The organism is Yersinia similis (genome assembly GCF_001053095.1).
In the GTDB taxonomy this organism is placed as follows: Bacteria; Pseudomonadota; Gammaproteobacteria; order Enterobacterales; family Enterobacteriaceae; genus Yersinia; species Yersinia similis.
Genome location: NZ_CGBP01000007.1, coordinates 97502 through 124254, shown reverse-complemented (window position 1 = coordinate 124254; position 26753 = coordinate 97502). Strand labels below are relative to the sequence as shown.

Here is a 26753-nt window from a genome sequence, read left to right as displayed (position 1 = left end):
ATAAGAAATGTCACCTCAAAAAATAAGCCGTTATAAATAAGCATGTTGAAACCGATAGGTGGCAACAGGAAGTGAGTCGCTACCACATTCATAGAAGGATGTTCAGATGCCTCGTCATATTTATATTGCTACCACTACCGATACCAAAGGCCAGGAACTGGCGTATGTCAGTGAACTGATCCAGGCAACCGGTCTGACAACGGTCACCGTTGATTTATCAACCAAAGAGAGCCAGAGGGATAGCGGTACTGATGTCCGCGCTGAAACGGTAGCGGGCTATCACCCCGATGGTCGTCAGGCGGTTTTTTGTGGTGATAGAGGGCAGGCCATTAATGCTATGGCTATCGCTTTCGAGCGTTTTATGGCGAGTCGCGTTGATGTTGCCGCTTTACTTGGTATGGGCGGTTCTGGTGGCACAGCGCTGATCACCCCAGCGATGCAAAGTTTACCCATTGGTATCCCTAAACTGATGGTGTCCACCATGGCCTCTGGTGATGTTTCCGGTTATATCGGGGCCAGTGATATCGCGATGATGTATTCCGTCACCGACATTGCCGGGCTTAACCGTATTTCCCGGCGGGTCCTCAGTAACGCGGCTCACCAAGTTGCGGGGGCGGTTTATTTTGCTCAAGAAGCGTCTCCGGTTGATGACAAACCCGCGCTGGGTCTGACTATGTTTGGGGTAACAACACCGTGTATTCAGGCGGTTAGTGCAGAATTATCGGATGAGTATGACTGTTTGGTATTCCATGCCACGGGCAGCGGTGGCAAAGCGATGGAGAAATTGGCCGAAAGCGGTTTATTGGCTGGCGTGCTTGATCTGACGACCACGGAAGTTTGTGACCTGTTATTTGATGGCGTATTGGCCTGTGGGCCGGAACGGTTTGATGCAATAGCCCATACCAATATTCCCTACGTCGGCTCCTGTGGTGCACTGGATATGGTCAATTTTGGCGGCCCGGCCACCATCCCGGCTAAATATGCTGGCCGCCTGTTCTATAAACATAATGCTCAGGTGACGCTGATGCGCACCACTGAGCAAGAGAATATTGAAATGGCCCGCTGGATTGGCGAGAAGTTAAATCGTTGTCAGGGTGAAGTGCGCTTTTTAATTCCTGAAGGGGGGTTCTCAGCATTGGATGCCGCCGGTCAACCGTTCTGGGATAAAAACGCGCTAACGGCCTTTATCCGCACACTGGAAGAAACAGTGATTCAAACCGATAAGCGGCGTGTGGTCCATTACCCATTCAATATTAATGACCCGCTGTTTGCCCAGGCAGCCATCGAAAACTTTAAAGAAATTGTGAATAAAGAAATAGTGAATCGCCCTTCCCATTAGGGGTATTTTATTTGTGGAGAAGCACATGCCTAAATTTCAACGTCAGGACATATTGGCCAAGTTTCGGGAAATGATTGCCCGCCGTGAGCCTATCATTGGTGGCGGTGCGGGCACGGGGCTATCAGCCAAATGTGAAGAGGCGGGGGGGATTGATTTAATCGTTATTTATAACTCAGGCCGCTATCGTATGGCTGGTCGTGGCTCATTGGCAGGGTTACTGGCGTACGGCAATGCCAATGACATTGTGGTCGATATGGCAAAAGAAGTGTTGCCGGTGGTCAAAAATACCCCGGTTCTGGCCGGTGTCAATGGGACAGACCCCTTCTGCCAATTTGATCACTTTTTGGATCATCTGAAAGCACTTGGTTTTTCAGGCGTACAGAATTTCCCCACCGTTGGATTAATCGACGGTAATTTCCGCGCTAACCTTGAAGAAACGGGTATGGGCTATGGGCTGGAAGTGGAGATGATCCGTTTGGCTCATGAAAAAGATTTACTGACCACACCCTATGTCTTCAGCGCCGAAGATGCGATCGCGATGACACAAGCCGGTGCCGATATTATTGTGCCGCACATGGGGTTGACCACCGGGGGTAACATTGGTGCGGATACGGCACTGAAACTGGCCGACTGTGTTCCTCTGATTAATGATTGGGCAGCGGCAGCTAAAGGCGTCCGTGAAGATGTGATTGTGCTGTGCCATGGCGGGCCAATCTCTACACCGGAAGATGCACAATACATTATGGATCATTGCCCACAATGTGATGGTTTCTACGGTGCCAGCTCAATGGAGCGTTTACCGACAGAAATTGCCCTGACTAACACCACCAAAAAATTTAAAAATATAACGCGTTAATACTTTTTGCCAACACCAGTGGGAAGCCTGCCTTGTGAGTTTTGTCCGGTAATCGGCTAAATGAATACGCAGGATACGCAAAACCGAAGTTGTTACTGGCTTCGGTTTTTTTTTGTCTTTTAGCGCGAATAGTGCCCCCCTCTAAGACTCGAAATGTGATACCTCGCCAGTCTATACCTCTAGTCAGAGAGTTGATCGTGAGATCGCCAACAGTAACAGACTGATAAATTTCGTATTATACGCAGACGATGAGCGGATCTTTGGCGAGTATGATAAGCCATGCTGGCTAACAATAAATTTTATCGGCAACAACTGAAAATAGTGCTCATGAATTAACTATTTTTAACCGGTTGACAGTCTTTTTCTTCTCGGCGTAACATGCGCGCACTATTCTTTATGAGGACATTCGCCTTGGACACACCCAGTAGATACTGGCTCAATAACCTATTCATATGGTGCAACTTCTAAGGCTATCCTCTTTTTTGCTGATAGCCTTCGTGGTTGTCAGCGGCCCCGCTAAATTGTCGCTGTGAGTCAGGTCTCTTATGGTCTGAAACATAGGTATTTCGATATTCACCTGTTTCTGTGCTTCAATGCGTATCCCTATCCATCACCGCAAGGGAGTTTTGGCACATGCTGAGCGCATTTAAATTACACAACAATCGCTTATCTCGCTTGGAGCTGGATGAATCAGATGATCTGGCCTCCTCACTGTGGGTCGATCTCGTTGAACCGGAAGAAGGTGAGCGGGAACGCGTCCAGACGGAGTTAGGCCAAAGCCTGGCAACCCGGCCAGAGCTGGACGATATCGAGGCTTCTGCCCGTTTTTTTGAAGATGAAGATGGTCTGCATATTCACTCATTCTTCTATTACGAAGATGCTGACGATCATGCCGGTAACTCGACCGTGGCATTTACTATTCGTGATGGTCGTCTTTACACCCTGCGTGAGCGTGAATTGCCGGCGTTTCGTTTGTACCGTATGCGCGCACGTAACCAGACGTTGGTTGATGGCAACGCTTATGAACTGCTGCTGGATTTGTTCGAAACTAAAATTGAACAGTTGGCAGACGAAATTGAGAATATTTATAGTGATCTGGAGGCCTTAAGCCGCGTCATTATGGAAGGCCAGCAGGGTGATGAATACGATGCTGCCTTGTCCACATTGGCAGGGCAAGAGGATATCGGCTGGAAAGTGCGTTTGTGTCTGATGGATACCCAACGGGCGCTGAATTTCCTGGTACGTAAAGCCCGCTTGCCCAGCAGCCAGTTAGAGCAGGCCCGCGAGGTTCTGCGTGATATCGAATCCCTGTTGCCACATAATGAATCCCTGTTCCAGAAGGTTAACTTCCTGATGCAGGCCGCGATGGGCTTTATCAATATTGAACAGAACCGCATCATCAAGATCTTCTCGGTGGTTTCCGTGGTCTTCCTGCCACCAACGCTGGTGGCATCGAGCTATGGGATGAACTTTGAGTTTATGCCAGAGTTACGTTGGTCATTTGGTTATCCGGGGGCCATTGCTCTGATGATCATTGCCGGTTTGGCTCCTTATCTGTATTTCAAACGTAAAAACTGGCTCTAGCGTTGTATGGATAAAAATATCCGGCAACGAATAAAAAAGCCCGGTCACTCAATATTGGGGTTAGTCCAATTGAGTGACCGGGCTTTTTTTTGCATTTTACCGGCGTAGTTTGCGTTGGGTATAGAGTGCATCCAAGGTAAACAGTAACAGGGCCGCCCAGATAAAGATAAAGGTCACCATCTTGTCATTACCAATGGTTTCACCGTAGAACGTCACCGCCAAAATAAACATCAATGTTGGCCCGAGATACTGGAAGAAACCCAGTGTCGAAAGACGCAAACGGGTGGCCGCCGCAGTGAAGAACAGCAGTGGGATTGTGGTAATGACGCCCGCAGCGGCTAGCAGCAGGTTCAGCGACCAGGCATTGGCGCTCAGGTGGCTGGTCGGGCTGTCGGCGATGAAAAACAGATATACGGCGGCTACTGGTAGCAGCCACATGGTTTCAATGAGCATACCAGTTTGGGCATCAACGCCCAGTTTTTTACGCAACAATCCGTATAAAGCAAAGGTGATGGCCAGACCCAGCCCAATCACTGGCAGTGAACCAAATTGCCACAGTTGAATCAGCACCCCAGCAAAGGCGAGTGCTACGGCGACCCATTGCATCCGGCGAAAGCGTTCGCCGAGAAATAACATGCCAAACAGCACATTTACCAACGGATTAATGAAATATCCCAGACTGGCTTCCAGCATGTGATTGTGGTTGACCGCCCAGATAAACAGCAGCCAGTTACTGGCAATCAAAACGGCTGTCACCGCCAGTAACAATAGGCGCTTACGGTTTTTGCAGGCGTCGCGCACCTGTGGCCAATGACGGCTGACGGTAAGCAGAATCAACATAAAGAAGAATGACCAGATGACCCTGTGGGTCAGGATCTCATCAGCGGGCACTTGTTGGATGAGTTTGAAATACGCGGGAGCGAGGCCCCAAATAAAATAGGCAGCCAGAGCAAAAAAAATGCCCTGACGAGTTTGTTGTTTATCCATGGTGTGGCTCGGTACAGAGTACAAGGAAGGAGATGCGGTTAGTGTACTTAACTTTGCGTGACGAATCACCAACGTAGTAGGTTAAATTAGCCAACCAGATAGGTCGCCGTCGCGCTGGCGATATGAATTTGTTTTTCATTATGCAGTTCAACCCGGGCGACAGCCACTTTGTTTCCACTGCGTAAAATACTGCTTCTGGCGATAAAATGCTCACCACGGCCGGGGCGTAGATAGTCGACTCGTAGATCGATAGTACCCATTTTAGCCAGCCTTATTTGCAGTTGCTCTTGAATCAGTGGTTCATGGCGTATCAGGCTATTACCAACACAAACCAGGCCCGCGGCAACATCCAATACGGCGGCAATGACACCACCATGCAAGATCTTTTGCGCGATATTACCCACCAACTTGTCATCATTATCGAAGGTGATTTCGGCATAATCTTGTTCAAAACGGACTAATTTCAGCCCTAATTCACGGTTGAATGGCATGTGATAAACAAAGTTTTCGCCGATCATGCGGCGAGCGTCTTCCAGTGTTAAGGGCGTTACTGACATTATGTTCTATTCTCTTAGTTATCGCTTAGAAGCAACCGTTATCGATCAGAAGCAACCACATCATACGTTAATTAATTGTTTATTTTATGCTTGTATTTTGTTGTTTTCCAGCCATTAAATCATAAAGATAAACAACACTAATCCAATGTAACATTTGTGTGTAGAATGAGCTGTTTTCATTAAAAATAGCAATAATCTGAGGGTGATGGGGGAATTATGGCGAGATTTTGGCAGATATTGATTGCGTTATTACTGGTGCCGACATTGGCACAGGCTGAAGAAGCAACGATTGAAAAGATTCATGATGCGCCCGCAGTGCGGGGCAGTATTATCGCTGCAATGTTGCAGGACCACGATAATCCTTTCCTACTTTATCCGTATGAAACAAACTATTTGCTATACACCTATACCAACGAGATCAATAAACAAGCCATTAGCTCGTATGATTGGGCTGAACATGCAAATAAAGATGAAGTAAAATTCCAACTGAGTTTAGCTTTCCCTATCTGGCGTGGTATTGCCGGGGATAACTCATTATTGGGGGCTTCTTATACCCAGCGTTCATGGTGGCAGGCATCCAACAGCGAAGAATCTTCACCTTTTCGTGAAACCAACTACGAGCCACAGCTGTTTTTGGCGTGGTCAACGGATTACGAATTAGCTGGCTGGACTTTCCGTGAAGTTGAGTTTGGTGTTAACCACCAGTCCAACGGTAAAGCTGACCCAACCTCACGTAGCTGGAACCGTGCTTATACCCGCGTAATGGCACAACGTGGCAATTTGGAAATCGACCTGAAGCCTTGGTATCGTATTCCTGAAAGCGATAGTAAAGATGACAACCCTGATATTACTAAATACATGGGGTATTATCGCCTGAAAGTCGGTTATGCCATGGGTGACAGCGTATTCAGCCTTGATGGTCGCTATAACTGGAATACCGGTTACGGTGGCGCGGAAATGGGCTGGAGCTACCCAATTACCAAACATGTTCGCTTCTATACTCAGGTATTCAGTGGCTACGGTGAGTCAATGATTGACTATAACTTTAGGCAAACACGGGTGGGTGTAGGTATCATGTTGAACGATGTCCTTTAACGTCATCCGGCGTTATAACAGTTTCAGACACAGGCCGGTTAGCCGGCCTGTGCAGATCTAATAGTTGGGGAAAAGTGTGTCGACCGCAGCAGTGATAAACAGGGAATTACTGGCAGTGCAGGTATTGCGAGATACTTTCGGTTATCAGCAATTTCGGCCAGGGCAGCAGGAGATTATCAACGCGACATTGTCAGGCCAGGATTGCCTGGTTGTGATGCCAACCGGCGGTGGTAAATCCTTGTGTTATCAGATCCCCGCCTTGGTGACCGATGGTCTGACATTAGTGGTCTCGCCGCTTATCTCTCTGATGAAAGATCAGGTTGACCAACTGTTGGCCTATGGCGTGGGCGCAGGCTGCCTAAACTCATCGCAAACCCGCGAACAGCAACTGGCGGTGATGGACGGTTGCCGCAGTGGGCAGATTAAACTGTTGTATATCGCGCCAGAGCGGTTGGTGATGGAGAGTTTTCTTGATCAGCTGTATCAATGGCGGCCCGCCTTGCTGGCAGTGGATGAAGCTCACTGTATTTCCCAGTGGGGGCATGATTTCCGCCCGGAATACCGTGCTCTTGGTCAGTTAAAGCAGCGTTTTCCTGATCTACCGGTTATTGCATTGACCGCGACGGCTGATGAAGCCACTCGCAGCGATATTGTGCGCCTGCTGAATCTGGACCAACCTCTGATTCAGGTCAGTAGTTTTGATCGCCCGAATATCCGCTATACCTTAGTTGAGAAGTTTAAACCTCTCGATCAACTGTGGCGTTTTGTACAAGACCAGCGCGGCAAGAGTGGCATTATTTACTGTAATAGCCGAGCGAAAGTGGAAGATACGACAGCCCGTTTGCAAAGCCGTGGCTTGAGTGTTGCCGCCTATCACGCTGGGCTGGATAACGAACGCCGTGCGCAGGTACAAGAGGCTTTCCAGCGCGATGATTTACAAGTGGTGGTCGCCACCGTAGCGTTTGGGATGGGGATTAACAAACCGAACGTCCGCTTTGTCGTGCATTTTGATATCCCGCGAACTATCGAATCCTACTATCAGGAAACGGGCCGCGCTGGGCGCGATGGCTTACCGGCCGAGGCCGTGCTGCTGTACGATCCGGCAGATATGGCGTGGTTACGCCGTTGCCTTGAAGAGAAACCTGCGGGTGCTCAGCAAGATATCGAACGACATAAACTCAATGCGATGGGGGCGTTTGCCGAGGCACAAACCTGTCGCCGTTTGGTGCTGCTCAACTATTTTGGTGAAGGCAAACAGCAACCTTGCGGTAACTGCGATATCTGCCTGGATCCGCCGAAGCGCTACGATGGTCTGGCAGATGCGCAGAAAGCGCTCTCTTGCGTTTATCGGGTGGGGCAACGCTTTGGCTTAGGGTACATCGTTGAGGTGCTGCGTGGGGCGAATAACCAGCGTATTCGCGAGATGGGCCATGACAAGCTTTCGGTGTACGGTATTGGCCGTGAACAAACCCATGAACACTGGGTCAGTGTTTTGCGCCAGTTGATCCACCTGGGGCTGCTAAGCCAGAATATTGCCCAGTTCTCTGCCTTGCAACTGACTGAAGCGGCGCGCCCGGTCTTACGTGCAGAGCTGCCATTACAACTGGCGGTACCGCGGATTCAGAGCCTGAAAGTGCGTAGCAGTGCCAATCAGAAATCCTATGGAGGCAATTACGATCGTAAGTTGTTTGCGAAGCTGCGCAAACTGCGTAAGTCGATTGCTGATGAAGGTAATATCCCGCCTTATGTGGTGTTTAACGACGCGACCTTGCTGGAGATGGCTGAACAGATGCCCATTACCGCCAGCGAGTTGTTAAGCGTTAATGGTGTCGGTCAGCGTAAACTGGAACGTTTTGGTGCGCCGTTTATGGCCCTGATCCGTGATCATGTGGATAACAACGATGACGAATAGATCGGGTTAGCCATTGGTGCTACTCGATGATCCTATCAACGATAAAAATTGAATCGCGTGTTAGCATAATTTTTCGATCTTCCCTGTTATTAGTGGTTTATCTATGTTGATGCTATTTCTCACCGTTGCGTTTATTCATCTGGTTGCTTTGATTAGCCCAGGGCCTGATTTCTTTTTTGTATCGCAAACCGCTGCCAGCCGCTCACGTGGTGAGGCTATGATGGGTGTGCTTGGGATCTCGCTAGGAATTGTTATCTGGGCTGGGGTAGCACTGATGGGGTTGAATCTCATCTTGCAGAAAATGGCTTGGTTGCATCAAATTATTATGGTCGGCGGTGGGATGTATCTGTGTTGGATGGGGGTGCAGCTATTGAAATCGGCCCGAGCTAAACATGATGTCGCCGAAGGCGAGGTACAGGTGGTTTTGCCCGCCCGTGGCCGTACATTTATCCGTGGTCTGCTAACCAACCTATCGAACCCAAAAGCCGTTATCTATTTCGGTAGTGTATTCTCATGGTTTGTCGGTGATGACGTGGGTGCAGGTGCGCGCTGGGGGTTGTTTATCCTGATTGTTGGTGAAACCTTCTTATGGTTCACCGTGGTGGCCTGCGTATTTGCGTTACCCACCATGCGCCGTGGTTATCAGCGGCTTTCCAAGTGGATTGATGGGCTGGCAGGTGTGTTATTTGCCGGTTTTGGTATCCAACTGATATTGTCTCGCTAACGGGTTAGCCAACTGGGTATTTAACCCGGTTGGCTAGCCTGACAGGCTCTTTATACTTTGCGCGCTGTGGCTAATAATGCGCCAACTAACATAAACAGGCCGCCAAATATTCGGTTCAATAATTTCATTTGCTGTGGTGATTTAATCCAACTAGCTATACGTGTAGCCAGCGTGGCATAACCAATCATCACGATAATATCGACAATCACACTGGTGCAGCCCAGAATCAGATACTGCGCCACCTGCGGTTGCTGTGGCAGCACAAATTGTGGAAATAGCGCGGCCAGAAAAACAATGCTTTTTGGGTTGGTCAGGTTAACAAACACCGCACGTTTAAACAGCTTACGCCTGGGCATACTGTTTGCCAGTGTATGCAGATCAAGCGACCCGGCGGCACGCCATTGTTGAATACCAAGCCAGATTAAGTAAGCCGCACCGAGCCACTTTAATATTTCAAATGCCAGTAGGGACTGAGAAAGCAGGGCACCGAGACCAACGCCAACCAAGACGATATGCACCGCCAGGCCCAGTTGTAACCCGCAAATGGAAGCAAAGACCCCACGCGTACCATGGCTGATGGCAGTGCTCATCGTGTTAATGGCCCCCGAACCGGGAGAAAGACTGAGGATCAATGTTGTCAGCAGATAGGTTAACCACCAGTCTAAGGTCATCGGCAAAGCTCCCTGAATGGGTAAATTTATGCCACAATACCCCATTGCCAATAGTTGTGCTATGGCTCACAAAACTCTGAGTAACGTCGGCTAAAGCATGCCATCAATATTCTCTATGTTATTAAAATATAACATCAGGGCTATAAACTCAGGCTATGTAACCAGGGCGATATAGCTAAGTCTGTCTAAGTCCGTATAGTTAAGCTCGTATAACCAGAGCCACATAACTACGCTATGCTGTTAGGTCATCACATGAATAATTGGTTAACCCGAGAAGAGCAATTTGCTGCTTTTGTTAATGGGCCATTGTTGGATTTTTGGCAGCAACGAGACGAACAAGTGTTTATCGGGGTCGATAATATCCCCATTCGCTATGTCCGTTTTTGCGCACCGCACCATACCCGTGTGGTGGTCGTGGTGCCAGGTCGTATCGAGAGTTACATCAAATACCCTGAAGTTGCTTATGATCTGTTCCAGCAAGGCTATGATGTTATGGTGCTGGATCATCGTGGGCAAGGGCGTTCAGGGCGTATGCTGGATGATCATAACCGTGGTCACGTGATTAAATTCGATGATTATATTGATGATTTTACACAACTGGTGCAGCTCGAAATTACCGGTAGCCATTATCAGCAGCGTTTTGCGCTGGCCCACTCAATGGGGGGCGCGATCTTGACGCGTTTTCTAGCCAAAGAGCCTAATGTATTTAATGCCGTTGCGTTATGTGCGCCCATGTTTGGTATTCATTTACCCCTGCCGGGCTGGTTGGCACACTGCATTGTTAACTGGGCTGAAGGGCACCAGAAGCTACGGGATTATTACGCGATTGGTACAGGGCACTGGCGGCCACTGCCGTATTTGGTCAATATGCTGACTCACAGCCGCGAGCGTTATCGCCGCTATTTGCGCCAATATTCAGACACACCCGAAATCCGCGTGGGTGGCCCCACTTACCATTGGCTACGTGAAAGTTTGCTGGTGGGGGAGCAAATTATTGCTGAAGCGGAGAAAATCACCACTCCGGTATTATTGTTACAGGCCAGTGAGGATCGGGTGGTTCATAACCCAGCCCACGATGCTTTTTCTCAGGCAATGACGTTGGCGGGGCACCCCTGTGAAGGGGGGCGGCCTTTGGTCATTCAAGGTGCTCGCCATGAGATCCTGTTTGAGCGGGACACACTGCGTGCCGAGGCGCTTAGCGCCATATTGCGTTTTTTCGCGCGACATCAATCATCAGTCGGCCATTAGGCGCCGACGCCACCAGAGGTTAGAACATACCACTATGTATCATGTTGTTGCTTCCGATTTAGATGGCACGCTGCTATCGCCTAATCATACGTTGACCCCTTATACGAAAGAAACACTCAAATTGCTGACGCAGCGTGGTGTGCATTTTGTCTTTGCCACCGGGCGGCACCATGTCGATGTGGCACAAATCCGCGATAATTTGGAGATCAGTGCTTTTATGATCACCTCTAACGGTGCGCGCGTGCATAACACTGAGGGAGAATTGATTTTCAGTCATAACCTTGATGCGGATATTGCCCGTGATTTGTACAATCTTGAACATCATAATCCGGATATCCTGACTAACGTCTATCTGGGCGACGAATGGTTTATGAACCGCGAATGTCCTGAACAAGAAGAGTTCTTCCGTGAGTCTGTGTTCAATTATCAGGTATTTGAACCCGCATTGCTGCCGACTGACGGTGTATGTAAGGTTTATTTCACCTGCGAAGATCATGACAAGTTACTGATCTTGGAAGAGGCTATTAATGCCCGCTGGGGAGATCGCGTTAACGTCAGTTTCTCCTTCCCAACCTGTCTTGAGGTGATGGGAGGCGGTGTGTCCAAAGGCCATGCCCTTGAACAGGTTGCTAAAATTATCGGTTATTCACTAAAAGACTGTATCGCCTTTGGTGATGGCATGAATGATGTAGAAATGTTGTCGATGTCTGGCAAAGGTTGCATCATGCGCGACGCACATCAACGGCTAAAAGATGTGTTGCCGAATTTGGAAGTGATAGGCTCTAACGCTGATGATGCCGTACCACACTACTTGCGTAAGATGTTCTTAGGTAAGGAAGAGTAAGGTTAACGCAGTAGTATGATGATGTTATAGAGTAGGGTGACCCCGGTCACCCTTCGTCCTTGGCGTTGCAGGGATATTAGCGTCGTACACTCATCTTTAAAAATTATATATTCCATGAACCAATGCTAAATACTTATATAATGACATTAAACTAATTATAATAAAGACTAATTAGTCGTTCTATATATTCATGAAGATAATAGTATCTCAGTGTTTTAATTTAATATTAAAACAAAATTTATCTGAATGGAGTTAATATATGAGTGATGTAAACGTTACCCCCCCCCATTTCATACCTATGAAAAGCCCTATTGCTACAAGATTAGATAGTAGTGATTTGATCGATGAACGGCCTCAGCAGATTAATTTTCTCGGTAATAAATTAAACTCCATGGCCGATATTAATATTGACTCAAAAAACAAAAAAATAAATATAAACATTGCTGAGAAGAAATTTAGTAGTGACTACATTCCTGAGGAATATATCTATATTGTCGTGTGGGATGCTAAAGGAACAATGGTTTTCCAAAAAAAATTATCAGATGCAGAGATAAAAGAAGAGAAAATAGAACTCCCGTTTGAGGTGGGCTATCAACTTGAGATGTACCACCCTATACCCAGCAGACTCGTTAGTTCTCCTGATCTTTATAGTATTATTGACCCCAATTCTCCATTTGCTCTTCTTGTAATGACGCCATTAGGCGTGACAGATCCTAAGATGGAATCTTATCCTACCGATATTATAGAAGCCGATTTTATTCATCCAAACTCAGTTTCAGTGGGGAGTAACGCAGATATTATTGAATCTGAATCTGAATCTGAATCTGAATCTGCACCGGAACCGGAACCTACAACTTCTGCACTTACAACTTCTACACCTATCATTCCTGATACCCCTCCTGCCAGCACAGACCCCATCGTCAGCGTGGGTATCGATTCGGCTACAAAATTGATGGTATCGTTCCAGTTCAAGCTGTTGGGCTTCTGTGATCGTGATATTGCGACAGTGACCATCGATGACGAGAGTAAACTGGCAGGTATTAATATTATCACTGACTCTCCCCATTGTTATTTCGGTGCTGAACTGTATGCCAGTATTAAAGTGATCGATAAACAAGGGAACATTACGTTTGAGGAAAAACTTTATGGCACTAATGCGAATATTTCCAATACCATTATTCCCTTCGAGAAAGGTTATAAATTAGATATCTTCCATGCTGAGCCTAGCAGGCTACGTGTTTCATCCGGTGATAGCGACACTTTAATTCCAGAGTCCAAGCAGAATAGTTTTATTATGACACCAACTGGAATAGAAAATACCAGGCAGGACAGTATCAAGACAATAATATCAGATCAATTCGATATAGAAACATTAGTTCAGGATATGTCCTCTTTAGGTGATTCCTCCATTGCACCCGTGGATAATGTTTACGGAAACATAAATGACAGAAATCACTATCTTAATGTAGTGAGTACCGTTGAGTAATTAATTATGGCTCTCTTTCCTCTGAAGAAAAGAAATAGAAAAAAGAGAGCCATGTTTACGGTGAGTTACTTATGCTGCTGCTGTTTTTGCAGGAACTGTACGCCTTGGTCCGGGAAGTCAGTAAATACACCGTCAACTTGTGCCTGATTGTAAATAATATCAAACAGTTGGTTAATATCGGTGGCGTATTTAGGTAGCCTGTCAGCCCGTATTGTGAACGGATGGACCATCATATTGCTGGCATGGGCTTCTTTGACCATATCGGTCAGCTTGATGTCTTTTGGTGTTGATGTTTTAACCACTAACATGTGATAGTCAGGGCCGATGCCATCAGCATATTGCGCCACTTCCTGCATTGCCCCTGGTTTGAACATCCAGTCATAGCTGTAATTAACCCATTTGCCATCAGGTAGCTGCTCGTAGGTTTCATTCCAGTCAGTGTAAGCGATCAGTTGGATCAGTTTCAGATCCATCCCCATCTTAGGTTCCAGCTCATTCTTAATGCGCTTTAATTCATTTACATCAAAGGATTGCAGATAAACTTTATCGTCTTTATTGGTGTAACCGTATTCTTTCAGGACTTCCAACACTTTCGTGGAAATGTCTTTACCTTCCTGATGATGGAACCACGGCGCTTTTATTTCAGGGTAAATACCGATATTTTTACCTGTCGAGTGGTTCAACCCCTGAACGAATTCAATTTCCTCTTGGAAAGTGTGCACCCGAAAATCAGATTTACCCATTGGGAAACGGTTCGGATAGCTCTGTACTTTCTTGCCGTTTTTATCAATATCAAAGCCTTCGGTAAATTTCAGAGACTTGATTTCTGGCAACGTAAAATCAATTGCATAATAGCGGCCATCTTTCCGTGCGCGATCTGGGAAGCGTTCGGCAACATCGGTTACACGATCCAGATAATGGTCGTGCAACACCACCAATTCATTATCTTTAGTCATCACCAGGTCTTGCTCTAGATAATCAACACCTTGTGCGTAGGCCATGGCTTTGGCTGGTAGTGAATGCTCAGGTAAATAGCCACTGGCACCACGGTGAGCGATGACGACTTTATCTATGGCAGGTGCAGATTTATCAGCAGATGCTGGCTCCACAGCATAGACCGGGCCTGCGATAGAGGCCGCCAGAATCATACTTGCCAATAGTGTTTTGACGTGTGTTTGCATCAATAGTGCTCCATTTGTCGGTTTTATACCCTTCTTACTTGGGGTTGCTGTTTGTTAGCGGTTTCGATCGATTTGTCATTCGTTTGCTGCCTGGCAGCAACGCCAATAATGTTGGGTTTGGGATATAGGGATGAAGAGGGCTGTGACGCGATGAATAGCGGCACAGCCTAACTACCTGGTGCTAATCAGCCGTTCTTTTTAGCCAATTCTGCGTGATGTTTTTTCTCACTGAACATCACAACAATCAGTAACAGAACCGCGATGATGCTGCCGCCGATCATAACCATAAAGCCGCCGTCCCAACCGAAGTAGTCAACGGTGTAACCTACGATAGCACTGGCTGCTACCGAGCCACCCAGATAACCGAACAAGCCAGTAAAGCCTGCGGCGGTACCGGCTGCTTTCTTCGGTGCCAATTCAAGTGCGTGTAAGCCGATTAACATCACTGGGCCGTAAATCAGGAAGCCAATGGTGATCATACAGGCCATATCAATGCCTGGGTTACCGACTGGGTTCAGCCAATAAACAATCGTGGCAATAGTCACCAGTGTCATAAAGAACACACCGGTTGCACCACGGTTACCTTTAAAGACTTTGTCAGACATCCAACCGCAAAGCAGTGTCCCTGGGATCCCCGCATATTCATACAGGAAGTATGCCCATGAGGATTTATCCAGCGCGAAATGTTTGACTTCTTTCAGGTAAGTCGGTGACCAGTCAAGGATGCCGTAGCGCAGTAAATAAACAAAAACGTTAGCAATGGCGATATACCACAACAGCCTGTTGGGTAACACGTATTGCATAAAGATCTGTTTTGCCGTCAGCTCTTCTTCGGCTTCTTCGCTGTAATCATCTGGATAGTCGTTTTTGTACTCTTCAATCGGCGGTAAGCCAACAGATTGAGGGGTATCACGCATCAGACCAAAGACAATTAATGCCACCAAAATGGCACCGAACGCGGGCATATATAACGCCGCTTTCCAGTCGTTAAACCACGCCATGCCTAGCAGGAACAGTAATGGTGGTAAACCACCACCCACGTTATGGGCGCAGTTCCATACTGATACGATGCTACCGCGCTCTTTCTTCGACCACCAGTGAACCATGGTACGGCCACATGGCGGCCAACCCATACCCTGGAACCAACCGCAGAGGAATAGCAGCACGAACATCACGGCAATACTGGATGTTGCCCAAGGAACAAAGCCCATGAACAGCATGACGGCCGCAGAGAGGATCAAGCCTGCGGAGAGAAACACCCGTGGGTTCGAACGGTCAGAAACCGACCCCATGATGAATTTTGAGAAACCGTAAGCAATAGATATACCGGATAATGCGAAACCAAGATCTCCGCGCGAGAACCCTTGTTCGATTAAATATGGCATGGCTAGTGTAAAGTTTTTACGCACCAGATAGTAGGCAGCGTAACCAAAGAAGATACCCATAAAAATTTGCCAGCGTAAACGGCGATAGGTTGGGTCGACCCGGTCTGCGGGTAGCCTTGCCTGATGTGGCGCGGGCTTGAAAATGCTCAACATGTTATGCCTCCGATGGCGTTTTATTGTTTTCTGACTCCGGTATAGCCTGGTATCTACCCGGTGGTTAAACAGTTAACTAGCTGTCGTTTATGTTCCATAACGAGCGTCATGCTAGATAACATTGGTTGCTTTATCTGTGAGTGATGGCGCAATTGTTACACTTTTATGAAATCGGCGGCAATTTTGGGCGATTATTCGATATTTTGAAACAAGTAATAACAAATCACCTGTGACTTTGATCACAATCATGGCTTTTAAACACCATGTTGTTTTCGTTTTTGGTTCGTTTTTGTTCCTTATCAAACAATGCCTATAAAGACTGTGGCTCAATAGGGATATAACTCGCCAGCAGGCGGCTGTCTGATAATCTGGGGTCTTTCATGACGAACAGTTCTCCTTATATAGAAACGGATGTCATCATTATCGGTGGCGGAGCAACCGGTGCCGGAATCGCTCGCGACTGCGCCCGCCGTGGTTTGGCTTGTATTTTATTGGAACGGCATGACATCGCTACCGGGGCCACGGGGCGTAATCATGGCCTCTTGCACAGTGGCGCTCGCTATGCGGTAACCGACGGTGAGTCAGCCCGTGAGTGCATCGAAGAAAACCGCATTCTCAAACGGATTGCTCGCCATTGCATTGAACAAACTGATGGCTTATTTATCACCTTGCCGGAGGACTCTCTGGCATATCAGCAGCAATTTATCGCCCGCTGTCGGGATGCAGGTATTGAGGCTGAAGCCATTGACCCCGAACAGGCACTGCGTCTGGAGCCTGCCGTCAATCCCGCACTGATTGCAGCGGTTCGGGTACCTGATGGCACTGTCGATCCTTTCCGTTTAACCGCTGCCAACATGTTGGATGCCCAAGAGCATGGTGCGAATATTCTGACATATCATGAAGTTATCGGTTTGTTGCGGCAGAGTTCCCGAATCAACGGTGTGCGCGTTTTCGACCATAAAAATCAGCGAAAATACGACATTCATGCGCAGATTGTGGTGAATGCCGCCGGGATTTGGGGACAACATATTGCTGAATATGCCGATTTGCGTATCCGCATGTTCCCCGCCAAAGGGGCGCTGCTAATCCTCGGGCATCGGATCAATAACATGGTGATCAACCGTTGCCGTAAGCCTGCGGATGCCGACATTTTGGTGCCAGGCGATACCATTTCGTTGATCGGTACCACTTCAACCCACATCGATTACGATCAGATAGACAATATGGTAGTAACGGCACAAGAGGTGGATACCTTAATTCGTGAAGGTGCCAAACTTTCTCCCCAACTGGCGCAAACCCGTATTTTACGTGCCTACGCAGGAGTGAGGCCACTGGTTGCCAGCGATGATGATCCATCAGGGCGCAATGTCAGCCGTGGCATCGTACTACTGGATCATGCCAGCCGGGATGGGTTGGACGGCTTTATCACGATTACCGGCGGCAAACTGATGACCTACCGGCTGATGGCGGAATGGGCAACCGATAAAGTGTGCGAAAAGTTGGGTATCAGCGCCGCTTGTACCACAGCACAAGTGCCATTACCCGGCTCACGGCAATCCGCAGAACAGACCTTAAGCAAAGTGATCTCCTTGCCTGCCAGTATTCGCGGCTCGGCGGTTTATCGCCATGGTGATCGCGCCACGCAGTTGTTGGCCGGAAATCGGCTAGATAACAGTTTGGTGTGTGAATGCGAGGCGGTCACCGCCGGTGAAGTTCGCTACGCGGTTGAATCTTTATCCGTCAATAACCTGCTGGATTTACGTCGTCGTACCCGTGTGGGTATGGGCACTTGCCAGGGAGAACTGTGCGCGTGCCGTGCTGCGGGTCTACTCAGCCGCTTTAAGGTGACCACCCCGCAGCAATCCCGTGAGCAACTGACACAATTTCTCAACGAGCGCTGGAAAGGTGTACGCCCAATAGCTTGGGGTGATGCATTGCGTGAGAGTGAGTTTACCCAGTGGGTCTATCAGGGGCTCTGTGGTTTGGATGAGACTCCAGCCGCAGTGAATGCGCAGGAGAAACACGATGAAATTTGATGTGATCATCATTGGTGGTGGATTGGCCGGGTTAGCCTGCGGTATTCGTTTGGCTGAACAAGGTAAATATTGCGCGATTGTCAGTGCTGGACAAAATGCACTGCATTTTTCCTCTGGCTCTCTGGATCTCTTGGCTAAATTGCCCGATGGGCGGGCGGTCAACCAGCCGTTATCGGCACTCAGTGCATTAGCTGAATTAGCCCCTGAACATCCTTACAGTAAAATGCGGCATATCAAGCAATTGGATGAGTTGGTGCAGGAAGCAGAAGCTCTATTACGGCGGTGCGGTCTGGATATCGTTGGGAGTAGCGCCGAAAACCATTTACGTCTGACGCCATTGGGTAGCTACCGTCCAACATGGTTGAGCCTGGCGGACATCCCGGTTGCACCGTTAAATGGCCCGCTGCCGTGGCAACGTGTGGCTGTGATTGGTATTGAAGGCTTTCTCGATTTTCAACCACAGATGGTTGCGAGTTCCTTACAGGATCAGGGCATTGATGCGACGGCAGATTATTTACATTTACCGGCGCTGGATCGGTTGCGGGATAATCCGAGCGAATTCAGAGCGGTAAACATCGCTCGAATACTGGATCTGCCGGAAAATCTACAACCCTTGGCGGATGAGTTATCCCGCCTGTCACCTACCGCTGACATAATTTTATTACCTGCTTGTATCGGGCTGGATAAGTCTGCTCCGTTAGATGCCCTACGCGCCGTGGTCGGGAAACCTATTCAACTGTTGCCGACATTACCTCCTTCATTGTTGGGGATGCGCTTACATCAGGCACTGCGCCATCGCTTCCAACAATTGGGGGGCTTAGTCATGCCCGGTGATGCGGTCGTGCGGGCTGAATTGGTCGATAACCGGGTCACCGGCCTGTATAGCCGCAACCACGGTGATATTCCTTTGCGAGCAGCACAGATGGTACTGGCCAGTGGCAGTTTCTTCAGTAATGGGCTGGTTGCCACCTTTGATCAAATCTATGAACCGATACTGGACCTGGATATTTTATCGCTGCCTCACCGTGCAGATTGGAGCCACAGCAATATGTTTGCACCGCAGCCTTATCTGAAGTTTGGTGTTAACACGGATAACCATTTGCGGCCGCTGCGTGGCGGTGTCGCCCTAGAGAATCTACATGCCATCGGTGCTGTGCTGGGGGGGTATGATCCGCTTCAACAAGGTTGTGGCGCGGGTGTTTCACTGACCAGTGCTTTGTTTGTTGCTGAACAGATTATTAGCGCGATGGAGGTGACATTATGACGTGGTTGTCAAAGCATGACGCTAGCCCCGTACAGGATGACACGATGGTGGGCGATCGCCGTCTCAAGCGAGATAATAGCTTCGAAAGCTGTATCAAATGTACGGTCTGTACGACCTATTGCCCGGTGGCAAAGGTTAATCCACTCTATCCAGGGCCGAAACAAGCCGGACCGGATGGTGAACGCCTGCGTCTGAAAGATCCGGCACTGTACGATGATGCGCTGAAATATTGTACTAACTGTAAACGTTGTGAAGTGGCTTGCCCGTCAGATGTCAAAATTGGCGATATTATCCAACGGGCGAAAGCCAGCCATAGCACTAACAAACCCAAATTACGCGATGCCATCCTCAGTCATACCGACATCATGGGCACGCTTTCGACACCGTTTGCACCGGTGATCAATGCGGTGACGGGGTTGAAACCCGTTCGGGTACTGTTGGATAAAGCGCTGAAAATTGATCATCGGCGTGAATTACCAAAATATTCATTTGGTACCTTTCGCCGTTGGTATCGTAAACAGGCAGAAAAACAGCAGCAATATACTGAGCAAGTTGCATTTTTTCATGGCTGTTTCGTCAACTATAACCACCCACAATTGGGCAAGGATTTAGTCAGCGTTTTCAATGCGATGAATATTGGTGTGCAGTTGTTGAAACGTGAAAAATGCTGTGGTGTCCCACTGATTGTGAATGGCTTTATTGAGCAGGCGAAAAAGCAGGCACGGGTAAATCTGGAATCACTCACCGACACGGTCATTGGTCGTGATATTCCGGTAGTCGCCACTTCCTCAAGTTGTACATTCACCCTGCGGGATGAGTATCCTCACTTGTTGGATGTGGATACCACCCCGGTGCGCGATAAAGTGGAGTTGGCGACTCGCTACCTTTACCGCTTATTGGATCAAGGGAGGGAACTACCTCTGAAGCCTTTATTATCATTAAATCCCTTATTGGCATCAAAAGCAGCACCATTGCGCATTGCCTATCACACACCTTGTCATATGGAGAAAATGGGCTGGACGGCTTATACCTTGGCTTTGATCCAACGTATACCTGGTATTGAGCTGGTGGTGTTAGATTCTCAGTGTTGCGGTATCGCCGGAACTTATGGCTTTAAATCGGAAAACTACGCGACATCGCAAGGGATTGGGGCATCGTTGTTCCAGCAAATTGAGGATAGCGGAGTTGATTTGGTGATTACCGATTGCGAAACCTGCAAATGGCAGATTGAAATGTCGACCAGTAAGAAATGTGAGCACCCGATTACTTTACTGGCGCGGGCATTGGCTTGATGGGGGTAAAAATTATTGTTTAGGAAATCAATAAAGCCGAGTAAGCCAATAAAACAGAGCGCGGGTGAACCGCGCTCTGCTGGGACAGATTATTTCAGTTTCAACGTACTGATAATGGATTCAGCTTCGGTTTGAGCTTGCTGCTGATTCTCGGCGGGTAGCGTAATCTGTAATGTCATTAATTGGTTACCGACGGTTCCCATGACGATTGATGAGTACGCTTTTTGACCGCTACTGGTAATAATGCTGTCTAGTTGCTGGAACGGTTGCCCGTTAATATTAATCGTCTTGTTGGTCACCACTTGCAGGTTTGCATCACGGGCGCGCTGTTGCTCTGCTAAACGGTTGGTCAGCACATCCAACTTTTCATTGGTGCCCTCACCTAAAATGACGATCACTGCTTTATCGCCAGTATTATTGGCGTAAACGTGCATGTTATTGGCTTGATTACCCATCTTCCCGCTTTGGTCTGATAGTTCTGCTGGCAAGTTAAAGGTCACTTTGCCATCTAACAGGCTGACGGTCTGGCCCATGTTGTTATCGCTACTGCTATCACAGGCGCTTAATCCTGCAACCAGCAGGCCGACGGCGAGAAATCGAGCTATTTTCTTGTACATGAGTGTCCCTTATTCATACGTGTTATGCCTTTCGAGCCACTGGCGGCTGTCGATAACTTATCAACAGCTGACAATTTATCAATAGTTGCTAAGTTATTCTATCGCACCTCATTCAGGCGCTAAAAGCAATCTATCGTTCAGTTGCCAGCACTGACTGACCCGTCTGCCGGGCAAAGTACTTCAGCAACACATTTAGCATCACGCCATAAGCTGGCAGGAAGAACAACATGCAAATTAACAGCTTAAAGCTGTAATCGACTAACGCAATTTCCACCCAGTGTGCGGCCATGAATGGGTCACTACTGCGATAGAAAGCAATAAAGAAGAATGCCATGGTGTCACTGATATTGCCAAAGAACATGGCTGCAGTAGGTGCAACCCACCAGGCATTACGCTGACGTAGGCGGTTAAACACCTGAACATCCAGAATTTGGCCAAGAACATAGGCCATAAAACTGGCGACGGCGATACGGGCAACCACCAGATTAAAACTGGTTAACGCAGGGAACCCCTGCCAGCTTCCCTGATAAAACAGCGCTGATATCAGATACGAAATCAACAATGCGGGCACCATAACGGAAAGAATAATCCGGCGCGCCAAAGGGGCACCAAAAATTCGCACGGTCAGGTCAGTGGCTAAGAAGATAAATGGAAAGGTAAAAGCCCCCCAGGTGGTATGAAAGCCGAAGATAGCGATCGGCAATTGCACCAGGTAGTTACTGGAGGTAATGATGACAATATGGAATAGCGATAGCCATACCAACGCGGTCATCCGCTGTTGGGCAGTAAACGAAAACATAAATGTAACCTTTTTGGTTATTGGGGTGAGGGAACCCAAACAAAATATGTCGCAAGACCTACGACGCGGCGGCATAATACGCGTTTGCGCAACGAATGCAACGGTTAATTTTAGCGCAAACGATAGCGTTTTAACGTAAATTATTGCGTTGCTTACACGAGAGAACGATCAAGGTGAATTCTTTACCTTCGTTAAGCTATTTATCTTCATTAAACTATTTGCTTTCGTTAAACCATTGGCTTTCGTTAAACTGACCGCCTTCGTAAGCTTGCTTACATTTTATATTTCTATCGAACTGTTTACTGCCGAAAAAGAGAACCGCCATGACCGATATTTTTGCTAATCCGGATAAAACCCTTGATGCTCTGGGCCTGCGCTGCCCAGAGCCGGTTATGATGGTTCGTAAGGCGGTCCGGCATATGGAAGAGGGCCAAACCTTACTGATTATCGCTGATGATCCCGCGACCACCCGTGATATTCCGGGTTTCTGTCGTTTTATGGACCACCAGCTACTGGCGCAAGAGACTAAACAGACCCCCTATCGCTATTTGGTTAGGAAGGGAATAACAGCCAGTTAATCCAGTATCTGGCTAATTAAACATTCGACTAATTAAACATTCAGCTAATTAAACATCCCGCTTGCGTAACAACCTTAACGCATTCGCCGTCACCAGTGCCGTTGCGCCAGAATCTGCCAATACTGCCAGCCACAAGCCAGTCAGACCCAGCAGAGTGGTGACCAGGAAGATAGCTTTCAAACCCAGCGCGATAGTAATGTTTTGACGAATATTCGCGTTGGCCGCCCGTGAGAGCAGAATAATCTCTGCCAGTCCAGTCAGCCGGTTATGGGTCAATGCAGCATCCGCGGTCTCCAGTGCAACGTCAGTGCCGCTGCCCATCGCGACCCCAATACTGGATGCTTTCATGGCTGGCGCATCATTAATGCCGTCGCCTACCATGACCGTCGGCTGCGATGCATTCAATGCCATCACCGCCTGTACTTTATCGGCTGGCAGTAACCCGGCGCGGTAATCAATCCCCAGTTCACCGGCAATGGCGGCGGCAGCACGTGGATTATCGCCCGTTAGCATGACACCCTGAATCCCCAATGTTTTCAACGCATCAATCGCCTGTTTGGCATCGGTGCGCAATGTGTCACGCAGTGCCAGTAAGCCGATGAATTTCTCATCCTCCAAGACCACAACGGCTGTCTTACCACTACTCTCCAGTTGGTCAATCTGTGCCTGCCACTCATCGGTCAGCAGTGCCGGAGACAACTTGCTGGGGGCGCTGACACGGACCATCAAGCCATTGACCACACCTTCAATACCGACCCCCGCCAACGCCCGGCGTTCTTCAGCCAGTGGCAGCATCGGCGTATTTTGCTGAGCACGTTGATTTTGCTGAGCACATTGTATGATAGCGATGGCCAAGGGGTGATGTGACCCCGCTTCTACCGCCGCGGCCAAGGCGAGCAACCGGGTTTCACTGATGCCTGAGATGGGCAGAACGTCAGTGACTTTTGGTTTACCCTCGGTCAATGTGCCCGTTTTATCAAATGCAATGATTTGGCTACGGCCCAGTTGTTCCAGTGCCGCACCGCCCTTGATTAAGGCCCCACGCCGTGTTGCCGCCGCCAGTGCTGAGGTAATCGCCGCAGGGGTAGAAATCACTAACGCACACGGGCAACCAATTAACAACAGTGTCAGGCCACGGTAAATCCAAGGTTCCCAAGGCGCGGCGAAAACTAATGGTGGGACCAGAATGACCAGTATGGAGAACAGTATAATTATTGGGGTGTATATACGGCTGAAGCGGTCAATAAACCGTTCAATTGGCGCACGACGCTCTTCTGCTAGCTCAATCAGTTGCAGAATACGGTCGATGGCATTATTCCCCGGTTCCGATACCACGCGCATTTCGACTGCCCGATCAACGGACAGGCAGCCAGCGGCGACTTTTTCGCCTTGTTGGCGCTCAACGGGGATGGACTCACCCGTTAGGGCGCTTTCATCGAAGCTGGCAAACGTGGCCTGTAGTTCAGCATCGGCTGGCAGGCGGCCTCCCGGTGGGATTTCGATAATATCCCCAGGGCGTAAATTTGCGACAGGAACTAATATGCGTTTACCATCCTTTAACAGTAATGCCTCTTCTGGTACCAGCGCCATCAGTGCGGTGACACCGCGCCGCGCACGATTCACTGCATAAGACTCGAGTAATTCACCCACCATAAACAGCAGCAATACCATGGCGGCTTCTGCGGTTGCACCAATAAACACTGCCCCGATAGCGGCGACGCTCATCAACGTTTCAATGGCGAAAGGTGTTCCTGAACGAATAAGTTTCCAGGATTTGATCACAAAGGGGATCAAGCCAACAATGGTGGTGATAGTGAACGCAATCTGGCTGATCTCAGGATTGAAGAGAGATAATCCCCAACTGATAAGCATTAATGTGCTTAATAATGCCAGTGGCAAATATTCACGAAAACGTGATTCCGTGGCAACGGTTTTCTGCCCGGAAGCGGTTTGGGTCTTTACCAGGCTAAATCCAGTATCAATAACGGCTTTCTGGACGAGGGAACGAACATCGGTACGGGCATCTACTACCAATCTCTCGGTGGTGAACAGCACTTTTACCTTCTCGACGCCATCAAGTCCGCTGATCGCATTTTCAATTTTCCGGGCGCAGCTCGGGCAATCCATCCCTTTAACTTGCCAACTGAAACGTTGGGTTCCGCTAACAATCGCGGTATCAAGTCGATCACTCTCTTCGTCGGCCTCATCGGCATGAGTATGACTGCAACTCTCTCCATCATGATGTGAGTGTTCACTTACATCATGACGGATGGCGTCGCTATTAGCCGCAGTAGCCAGATTGCTACAACCGGTTTGATGTTTGGCATGGGTATGACCACAGCCACAATTACTGTTGGTATCTACTGATTTCTGATGCTCAGAGTGTGAATGCATGATGCTGCTCCCTATGCAGGATGTAACAGGTGTATGCCCATGTCCTTTAACGCTGTAGTGGTGTTAGTGACCGCGCTACTACGCCAAGTCCTTGGGTATAGTTGTACTCTACACCTTGGAGTCAACTCCAGAGTCAAGGGGGTTAGATGAGAATAGTTGTTAAATAGGATTGTTTTTATTGACTGCCAACCGAGGGTAAAATGAAAGAAGGGTGCTGCTACGCACCAATATACTGAGATGAGGACATGAAGACTCGCTCCGTCCGTGGAGCAATTTAATGGAATACATATTCATGATGTTCTGTAACATGGCGATATGAATTATATTATTTATCAATGTACTCGCTGCCAATATCTTAGATATTGATACACTAGTTACCAATACATACGCTCAGCTACAGATACAGCGACCTGACAATTAAAAAGTGCCCGATAAAATAGCACCCGGCAGCGATGGCATCTGATGCTCGGAAGGAGAAACGGTAGCGATTCAGCAACCAGACAGCATGTGAAAGTAGGAGCAGAACGGTACCGGCCAGTAACGAGAAGCTCAAATCAGTACTGCGGGCAAAGTACTGTTCACCCGCCATCCAAACCATTAGCAAGGTCATACCGATAAAGGCGACTACTGGCCAGCGCATATCTTGTAGCTCCGTCCAGAGAGCGGTTAACAACAAAACGCCAACCACGATCAACACCAGAGGCAATGGCCAGAATAGCGTCAAGGTCATCTGACTGGCAAAACTGATGGTATACAGCAAGTGGGATAGGAAGAATGCTCCTAAAGCATAAAGTAAGCGCTCACTGGGTAGCAGTAATAATGCATCGGCAACCAGTGTTGCCAATAATCCTAAGACAATCAGATAACCCGCAGGGCCAAGAATAGGGGCTTGCCAGGCCAGTAACAGTAAGAGTAACAAGGTGACGGGTTTAAATACCCAACGCTGCCAGCGTGGGCCACGATAAGTGGCATCGACAAACAACCAACCAGAAAAAAATACAGCAAGAAATGGCCAGCTCATTATTTATCCTTTTCTCTATTCAGGCGTTAGCGAAGACACCTGCGTTGTTATGACAACTATACTGTTATGACAACTATACTGTTATGACAGCCATGCTGTTATGGCAATAATGTTGCTATGACACTAATGTTATTATGGCAATTCGCAATCCATGTACAACACCCATTAGTGTAAGGGATGGAGGCAAAGAGCGATAGTCAGGCAACTGTCATTTGCTCGGGTTATGCAACTTAATGCGTAACAGCGCGCAGATTAAACTTTAAGGCGCAGGCTCTGCACGCTGATATCTTGGTCTTGTTTGGCTCACATGCTATGTTAACGCCGATTTCCTCTCGTTATAACAAGGAATAGAGACAGGTCACGCTATGGCGAATGAACAACTGCTTTATCGTATTCAGTTTATAAATAATGGTAAAAACTATCAGCTTTATGTCCGTGAAATCGGCCCTAGCTCGTTATTTGGGTTTATTGAAATTGCTGATTTTGTCTTTGATAGCCAATCAACATTGTTGGTTGATCCCTCTACAGAGAAATTGAAAACTGAATTTTCTGGTGTCAACCGCAGCTATATTCCTCTACATGCGGTCATTCGTATTGATAGTGTCACCGAGAAAGGTAGCGCCCGGATATCTGAGCTTGGCAACAATGTGATGAATTTCCCCTATTTACCGGGTAATAAACCCTAAGAGTATTTAACAGGGGGGCTGTGGATGTCATCTTTTACGGCGTC

At 48.2% G+C, this 26753-nt stretch carries 23 protein-coding genes; 14 read left to right on the top strand and 9 right to left on the bottom strand.

Annotated elements, in window-relative coordinates; all coding sequences use genetic code 11:
* Positions 1-106: 106 nt before the first annotated feature.
* The 3 genes from AC971_RS07675 to corA all read left to right on the top strand — a co-directional run bounded on the left by AC971_RS07675 (position 107) and on the right by corA (position 3779).
* Positions 107-1339, top strand: a complete 1233-nt coding sequence (locus tag AC971_RS07675) for a Tm-1-like ATP-binding domain-containing protein (protein WP_025382157.1) — start codon at positions 107-109, stop codon at positions 1337-1339.
* 25 nt (positions 1340-1364) lie between these two features.
* Positions 1365-2195 (top strand): phosphoenolpyruvate hydrolase family protein, encoded by an 831-nt coding sequence (locus AC971_RS07670; protein ID WP_025382158.1) that lies wholly within the window; start codon positions 1365-1367, stop codon positions 2193-2195.
* Positions 2196-2828: 633 nt separating this feature from the next.
* Positions 2829-3779 carry a magnesium/cobalt transporter CorA gene (gene corA, locus AC971_RS07665; RefSeq protein WP_025382159.1) on the top strand — a complete coding sequence of 317 codons (951 nt, stop codon included), beginning with the start codon at positions 2829-2831 and terminating at the stop codon, positions 3777-3779.
* A 96-nt stretch (positions 3780-3875) separates the two neighbouring features.
* Here the strand turns inward: corA and rarD are convergent, their stop codons facing one another.
* Together rarD and AC971_RS07655 are read right to left on the bottom strand one after the other, a co-directional pair.
* Positions 3876-4766 (bottom strand): EamA family transporter RarD, encoded by an 891-nt coding sequence (gene rarD, locus AC971_RS07660; RefSeq protein ID WP_002211481.1) that lies wholly within the window; start codon positions 4764-4766, stop codon positions 3876-3878.
* A gap of 86 nt (positions 4767-4852) precedes the next feature.
* Entirely contained in the window at positions 4853-5323 is a 471-nt protein-coding gene (locus tag AC971_RS07655; RefSeq protein ID WP_025382160.1) for a thioesterase family protein, read from the bottom strand.
* 216 nt (positions 5324-5539) lie between these two features.
* Here AC971_RS07655 and pldA point away from each other — a divergent pair, with 216 nt between their 5' ends.
* The 3 genes from pldA to rhtC all read left to right on the top strand — a co-directional run bounded on the left by pldA (position 5540) and on the right by rhtC (position 9054).
* On the top strand, positions 5540-6418 hold the full coding sequence (pldA, locus tag AC971_RS07650) for a phospholipase A (RefSeq protein ID WP_025382161.1): 879 nt from the start codon (positions 5540-5542) through the stop codon (positions 6416-6418).
* Between the two features lie 76 nt (positions 6419-6494).
* Positions 6495-8330, top strand: coding sequence for an ATP-dependent DNA helicase RecQ (recQ, locus tag AC971_RS07645; protein WP_025382162.1), 1836 nt, complete (start codon positions 6495-6497; stop codon positions 8328-8330).
* Between the two features lie 103 nt (positions 8331-8433).
* Complete coding sequence (gene rhtC / locus AC971_RS07640; protein ID WP_025382163.1) at positions 8434-9054, top strand: threonine export protein RhtC; 621 nt, start codon at positions 8434-8436, stop codon at positions 9052-9054.
* A 50-nt stretch (positions 9055-9104) separates the two neighbouring features.
* Here rhtC and rhtB read toward each other — a convergent pair whose 3' ends face one another.
* On the bottom strand, positions 9105-9725 hold the full coding sequence (gene rhtB, locus AC971_RS07635) for a homoserine/homoserine lactone efflux protein (RefSeq protein WP_025382164.1): 621 nt from the start codon (positions 9723-9725) through the stop codon (positions 9105-9107).
* 234 nt (positions 9726-9959) lie between these two features.
* On the opposite strand from rhtB, the gene pldB reads away from it, so the two are divergent.
* The 3 genes from pldB to AC971_RS07620 all read left to right on the top strand — a co-directional run bounded on the left by pldB (position 9960) and on the right by AC971_RS07620 (position 13303).
* Positions 9960-10973 carry a lysophospholipase L2 gene (gene pldB / locus AC971_RS07630; protein WP_025382165.1) on the top strand — a complete coding sequence of 338 codons (1014 nt, stop codon included), beginning with the start codon at positions 9960-9962 and terminating at the stop codon, positions 10971-10973.
* Between the two features lie 34 nt (positions 10974-11007).
* Entirely contained in the window at positions 11008-11817 is an 810-nt protein-coding gene (gene yigL / locus AC971_RS07625; RefSeq protein ID WP_025382166.1) for a sugar/pyridoxal phosphate phosphatase YigL, read from the top strand.
* Positions 11818-12076: 259 nt separating this feature from the next.
* On the top strand, positions 12077-13303 hold the full coding sequence (locus AC971_RS07620) for a putative mucin/carbohydrate-binding domain-containing protein (protein ID WP_048677492.1): 1227 nt from the start codon (positions 12077-12079) through the stop codon (positions 13301-13303).
* A 65-nt stretch (positions 13304-13368) separates the two neighbouring features.
* On the opposite strand, the gene glpQ is transcribed toward AC971_RS07620, so the two are convergent.
* Both glpQ and glpT read right to left on the bottom strand, forming a co-directional pair.
* Positions 13369-14484: a glycerophosphodiester phosphodiesterase gene (gene glpQ / locus AC971_RS07615; RefSeq protein WP_025382168.1), complete on the bottom strand. Its 1116-nt coding sequence runs from the start codon at positions 14482-14484 to the stop codon at positions 13369-13371.
* Positions 14485-14669: 185 nt separating this feature from the next.
* A complete protein-coding gene (gene glpT / locus AC971_RS07610; RefSeq protein ID WP_025382169.1) occupies positions 14670-16022 on the bottom strand; it encodes a glycerol-3-phosphate transporter in 1353 nt (450 codons plus the stop codon).
* Positions 16023-16402: 380 nt separating this feature from the next.
* Between glpT and glpA the strand changes: the two genes are divergently transcribed.
* The 3 genes from glpA to glpC are packed head-to-tail and all read left to right on the top strand — an operon-like array spanning position 16403 to position 20614.
* Entirely contained in the window at positions 16403-18058 is a 1656-nt protein-coding gene (glpA, locus tag AC971_RS07605; RefSeq protein WP_025382170.1) for an anaerobic glycerol-3-phosphate dehydrogenase subunit A, read from the top strand.
* The gene (gene glpB / locus AC971_RS07600) at positions 18048-19322 is read left to right on the top strand and encodes a glycerol-3-phosphate dehydrogenase subunit GlpB (RefSeq protein WP_025382171.1); all 1275 of its coding nucleotides are present in this window, start codon (positions 18048-18050) and stop codon (positions 19320-19322) included. Before glpA ends, glpB begins: the two co-directional genes overlap by 11 nt.
* Positions 19319-20614, top strand: coding sequence for an anaerobic glycerol-3-phosphate dehydrogenase subunit GlpC (gene glpC, locus AC971_RS07595; RefSeq protein WP_025382172.1), 1296 nt, complete (start codon positions 19319-19321; stop codon positions 20612-20614). Before glpB ends, glpC begins: the two co-directional genes overlap by 4 nt.
* Positions 20615-20703: 89 nt before the next feature.
* Here glpC and AC971_RS07590 read toward each other — a convergent pair whose 3' ends face one another.
* Both AC971_RS07590 and AC971_RS07585 read right to left on the bottom strand, forming a co-directional pair.
* The gene (locus tag AC971_RS07590) at positions 20704-21231 is read right to left on the bottom strand and encodes a DcrB family lipoprotein (protein ID WP_025382173.1); all 528 of its coding nucleotides are present in this window, start codon (positions 21229-21231) and stop codon (positions 20704-20706) included.
* Between the two features lie 130 nt (positions 21232-21361).
* Positions 21362-22030 carry a 7-cyano-7-deazaguanine/7-aminomethyl-7-deazaguanine transporter gene (locus AC971_RS07585; protein WP_025382174.1) on the bottom strand — a complete coding sequence of 223 codons (669 nt, stop codon included), beginning with the start codon at positions 22028-22030 and terminating at the stop codon, positions 21362-21364.
* A 323-nt stretch (positions 22031-22353) separates the two neighbouring features.
* Here AC971_RS07585 and tusA point away from each other — a divergent pair, with 323 nt between their 5' ends.
* Positions 22354-22608 (top strand): sulfurtransferase TusA, encoded by a 255-nt coding sequence (gene tusA / locus AC971_RS07580; RefSeq protein WP_025382175.1) that lies wholly within the window; start codon positions 22354-22356, stop codon positions 22606-22608.
* A 48-nt stretch (positions 22609-22656) separates the two neighbouring features.
* On the opposite strand, the gene AC971_RS07575 is transcribed toward tusA, so the two are convergent.
* Together AC971_RS07575 and AC971_RS07570 are read right to left on the bottom strand one after the other, a co-directional pair.
* On the bottom strand, positions 22657-25002 hold the full coding sequence (locus AC971_RS07575; RefSeq protein WP_025382176.1) for a zinc/cadmium/mercury/lead-transporting ATPase: 2346 nt from the start codon (positions 25000-25002) through the stop codon (positions 22657-22659).
* 394 nt (positions 25003-25396) lie between these two features.
* Positions 25397-26023: a lysoplasmalogenase gene (locus AC971_RS07570; protein ID WP_025382177.1), complete on the bottom strand. Its 627-nt coding sequence runs from the start codon at positions 26021-26023 to the stop codon at positions 25397-25399.
* A gap of 365 nt (positions 26024-26388) precedes the next feature.
* Here AC971_RS07570 and AC971_RS07565 point away from each other — a divergent pair, with 365 nt between their 5' ends.
* The gene (locus AC971_RS07565) at positions 26389-26709 is read left to right on the top strand and encodes a DUF1820 family protein (RefSeq protein WP_025382178.1); all 321 of its coding nucleotides are present in this window, start codon (positions 26389-26391) and stop codon (positions 26707-26709) included.
* Positions 26710-26753 lie beyond the last annotated feature (44 nt).

Bases quoted from the DNA above. Each gene is read 5' to 3' on its own strand.
- glpT (WP_025382169.1), bottom strand. From the start codon at position 16,022: ATGTTGAGCATTTTCAAGCCCGCGCCACATCAGGCAAGGCTACCCGCA.
- glpC (WP_025382172.1), top strand. From the start codon at position 19,319: ATGACGTGGTTGTCAAAGCATGACGCTAGCCCCGTACAGGATGACACG.
- AC971_RS07565 (WP_025382178.1), top strand. From the start codon at position 26,389: ATGGCGAATGAACAACTGCTTTATCGTATTCAGTTTATAAATAATGGT.
- AC971_RS07575 (WP_025382176.1), bottom strand. From the start codon at position 25,002: ATGCATTCACACTCTGAGCATCAGAAATCAGTAGATACCAACAGTAAT.
- AC971_RS07570 (WP_025382177.1), bottom strand. From the start codon at position 26,023: ATGAGCTGGCCATTTCTTGCTGTATTTTTTTCTGGTTGGTTGTTTGTC.
- AC971_RS07670 (WP_025382158.1), top strand. From the start codon at position 1,365: ATGCCTAAATTTCAACGTCAGGACATATTGGCCAAGTTTCGGGAAATG.
- AC971_RS07585 (WP_025382174.1), bottom strand. From the start codon at position 22,030: ATGTTTTCGTTTACTGCCCAACAGCGGATGACCGCGTTGGTATGGCTA.
- glpQ (WP_025382168.1), bottom strand. From the start codon at position 14,484: ATGCAAACACACGTCAAAACACTATTGGCAAGTATGATTCTGGCGGCC.
- pldB (WP_025382165.1), top strand. From the start codon at position 9,960: ATGCTGTTAGGTCATCACATGAATAATTGGTTAACCCGAGAAGAGCAA.
- glpA (WP_025382170.1), top strand. From the start codon at position 16,403: ATGACGAACAGTTCTCCTTATATAGAAACGGATGTCATCATTATCGGT.
- AC971_RS07655 (WP_025382160.1), bottom strand. From the start codon at position 5,323: ATGTCAGTAACGCCCTTAACACTGGAAGACGCTCGCCGCATGATCGGC.
- AC971_RS07620 (WP_048677492.1), top strand. From the start codon at position 12,077: ATGAGTGATGTAAACGTTACCCCCCCCCATTTCATACCTATGAAAAGC.
- AC971_RS07590 (WP_025382173.1), bottom strand. From the start codon at position 21,231: ATGTACAAGAAAATAGCTCGATTTCTCGCCGTCGGCCTGCTGGTTGCA.
- corA (WP_025382159.1), top strand. From the start codon at position 2,829: ATGCTGAGCGCATTTAAATTACACAACAATCGCTTATCTCGCTTGGAG.
- tusA (WP_025382175.1), top strand. From the start codon at position 22,354: ATGACCGATATTTTTGCTAATCCGGATAAAACCCTTGATGCTCTGGGC.
- pldA (WP_025382161.1), top strand. From the start codon at position 5,540: ATGGCGAGATTTTGGCAGATATTGATTGCGTTATTACTGGTGCCGACA.
- rarD (WP_002211481.1), bottom strand. From the start codon at position 4,766: ATGGATAAACAACAAACTCGTCAGGGCATTTTTTTTGCTCTGGCTGCC.
- AC971_RS07675 (WP_025382157.1), top strand. From the start codon at position 107: ATGCCTCGTCATATTTATATTGCTACCACTACCGATACCAAAGGCCAG.
- rhtC (WP_025382163.1), top strand. From the start codon at position 8,434: ATGTTGATGCTATTTCTCACCGTTGCGTTTATTCATCTGGTTGCTTTG.
- yigL (WP_025382166.1), top strand. From the start codon at position 11,008: ATGTATCATGTTGTTGCTTCCGATTTAGATGGCACGCTGCTATCGCCT.
- glpB (WP_025382171.1), top strand. From the start codon at position 18,048: ATGAAATTTGATGTGATCATCATTGGTGGTGGATTGGCCGGGTTAGCC.
- rhtB (WP_025382164.1), bottom strand. From the start codon at position 9,725: ATGACCTTAGACTGGTGGTTAACCTATCTGCTGACAACATTGATCCTC.